1 protein-coding gene is annotated in these 2,898 nt (G+C 68.5%); it reads right to left on the reverse strand.

Annotated elements, in window-relative coordinates:
- Positions 1 to 28: 28 nt before the first annotated feature.
- A complete protein-coding gene (locus AOK15_RS34385) occupies positions 29 to 2,542 on the reverse strand; it encodes an ABC transporter ATP-binding protein/permease (protein WP_055522230.1) in 2,514 nt (837 codons plus the stop codon).
- Positions 2,543 to 2,898 lie beyond the last annotated feature (356 nt).

Consider the following 2,898-nt stretch of genomic DNA (forward strand, 5'->3'; position numbering starts at 1 on the left):
CCTTCGACGTGTGTGCCGGTGCCCTCGGTTACTTCCGCATGACCTCGGGCTCGTGGCGGCGCAGGAAGCGGGCCACGAGGATGCCGCAGAGAACGCCGATCAGGACCAGGGCGACCATGTCGAAGGCGTAGACGCCGGCCGTGTGGTCCCACAGCGGGTCCGTGTCGCCGGCCTCCTTGGGCGGGCTGATGTTGTTGAAGTCCAGCGTGGCACCGGCGGCGGCGACCGCCCAGCGCGACGGCATCAGGTACGAGAACTCGTTGACGCCGGGGCTGCCGTGCAGGGCGAAGAGGCAGCCGGTGAAGACGACCTGGACGATGGCGAACATCACCAGCAGCGGCATGGTCTTCTCGGCGGTCTTCACCAGCGAGGAGATGACCAGGCCGAACATCATCGACGTGAAGCCGAGGCCCATGATCGGGATGGAGAGTTCGAGCATCACGGCGACCTTGCCCTCGCCGAGGATCAGGGCCTCGTCGGGGATGGTCCGGCTGGCGAAGCCGATCGCGCCGACCAGGGCGCCCTGGAGCACGGTGACCGTGCCGAGGACGATGACCTTCGACATCAGGTACGCCGAGCGCGACAGACCGGTCGCCCGCTCCCGCTCGTAGATCACCCGTTCCTTGATCAGCTCACGGACGGAGTTGGCGGCGCCCGCGAAGCACGCGCCGACCGCGAGGATCAGCAGCACCGTGGTGGCGGTGCCGTTCGGGAGGGGCATGCCCGTGACCTTGTTCACCGGCCGCACCAGCAGGTCCTTGTCCGGGTCGATGAGCAGGCTCACCGCACCGAGGACGGCCGGCAGGATCACCGTCAGCGCCAGGAAGCCCTTGTCCGACACGATCACCGCGAGGTAGCGGCGCACGAGGGTGCCGAGCTGGGAGAACCAGCTCTGCGGCTTCGGCGGGCGCATCGACTGCGGCGGCGGCATGTGCACCGACTGCGGGGCGACGGCGTCGATGTCCGCGGCGTACATCTGGTAGTGCTGCGAGCCCTTCCAGCGGCCCGCCCAGTCGTAGTCGCGGTAGTTCTCGAAGGCGGAGAAGACGTCGGCCCAGGTCTCGTAGCCGAAGAAGTTCAGGGCCTCCTCGGGCGGGCCGAAGTACGCCACCGAGCCGCCCGGCGCCATCACCAGCAGCTTGTCGCAGATCGCGAGCTCGGCCACCGAGTGGGTGACCACGAGGACCGTGCGGCCGTCGTCGGCGAGGCCGCGCAGCAGCTGCATGACGTCGCGGTCCATGCCCGGGTCGAGACCGGAGGTCGGCTCGTCCAGGAAGATCAGCGACGGCTTGGTCAGCAGTTCCAGGGCGACCGAGACGCGCTTGCGCTGGCCGCCGGAGAGGGACGTGACCTTCTTGTCCTTGTGGATGTCGAGCTTCAGCTCGCGCAGCACCTCGTCGATGCGGGCCTCGCGCTCGGCGGCCGTGGTGTCGGCCGGGAAGCGGAGCTTGGCCGCGTACTTGAGGGCCTTCTTGACGGTCAGCTCCTTGTGCAGGATGTCGTCCTGCGGGACCAGACCGATGCGCTGACGCAGCTCGGCGAACTGCTTGTACAGGTTCCGGTTGTCGTAGAGGACGTCGCCCTGGTTGGCGGGGCGGTAGCCCGTGAGCGCCTTGAGCAGGGTGGACTTGCCGGAGCCGGAGGGGCCGATGACCGCGATGAGCGACTTCTCCGGGACGCCGAAGGAGACGTCCTTGAGGATCTGCTTGCCGCCGTCGACGGTGACCGTCAGATGGCGCGCGGAGAAGGAGACCTCACCGGTGTCGACGAACTCCTCGAGGCGGTCCCCGATGATGCGGAACGTCGAGTGGCCGACGCCGACGATGTCGTTCGGGCCGAGGAGGGCCGTGCCGCCCTTGGCGATCGGCATACCGTTGACGAACGTGCCGTTGTGGGACCCGAGGTCACGGATCTCGAAGCGGCCGTCGGGCGTCGCGTGGAACTCGGCGTGGTTCCGGGAGACCTGGAGGTCGGAGACGACCAGGTCGTTCTCCAGGGCACGACCGATGCGCATCACCCGGCCGAGGGCCAGCTGGTGGAACGTGGTCGGGCTGCGGTCGCCGTACACCGGCGGCGCCCCCGCGCCACCACCGGGGCCCTGCTGCTGATGGCCCTGCTGATGCGGGACCTGCGGCTGTTGCGGCTGCTGCCAGCCCGCCTGCGGTGCCTGCTGCTGCGGCGCCTGCTGGGCGGCGTAACCGGCGCTCGCGCCCTGCGCGGCGTACGGCTGCTGCTGCGACACCGCCGCGGCCGTGCCGGAGAGGCTGACTCTCGGGCCGTCGGTCGCGTTGCCCAGGTGCACGGCCGAGCCGGGGCCGATATCCAACTGATGGATCCGCTGGCCCTGCACGAATGTGCCGTTGGTGCTGCCGTGGTCCTCGATCACCCAACTACGGCCGCTGAAGCTGATCGTGGCGTGGCGCCAGGAGACCCTGGCGTCGTCGAACACGATATCCCCCTGCGGATCACGTCCGAGGGTGTATGCCCTGGACGGATCGAGCGTCCAGGTTTGTCCGTTCAATTCCAGTACGAGTTCCGGCACTCCATGCCCCACTGAGTTGTCCCCCGAGTTACCCCCATCACAGGGAGTCTAGGGATGTCGAACATCGGGGGGAACTATTTCAGGCTCTACCCCTTGACCGAAAGTCGGGCCTTGTGAAGAGAACGTACGGGGGCGTCTACCCGTCCCGTTGACGGGGTTGAAACCGGGCCGGAGAGTGGTAATCCCACGCGAGGGGGACATCAGCGGTGCAACGCCGCGATGCGGATCGGGGGGTCCGACCATGAGCAACCGGAGTGCCGGCCAGGGCGGGAGCGTGCGCTGGGGGGACGTCGTGTTCTCCGCGATCGCCGCCGTGCCCGCCATCCCGATCAACGACCAGCTCACGGCGGCGCTCG

The organism is Streptomyces ossamyceticus, assembly GCF_001418475.1.
GTDB classification, from domain to species: Bacteria; Actinomycetota; Actinomycetes; order Streptomycetales; family Streptomycetaceae; genus Streptomyces; species Streptomyces ossamyceticus.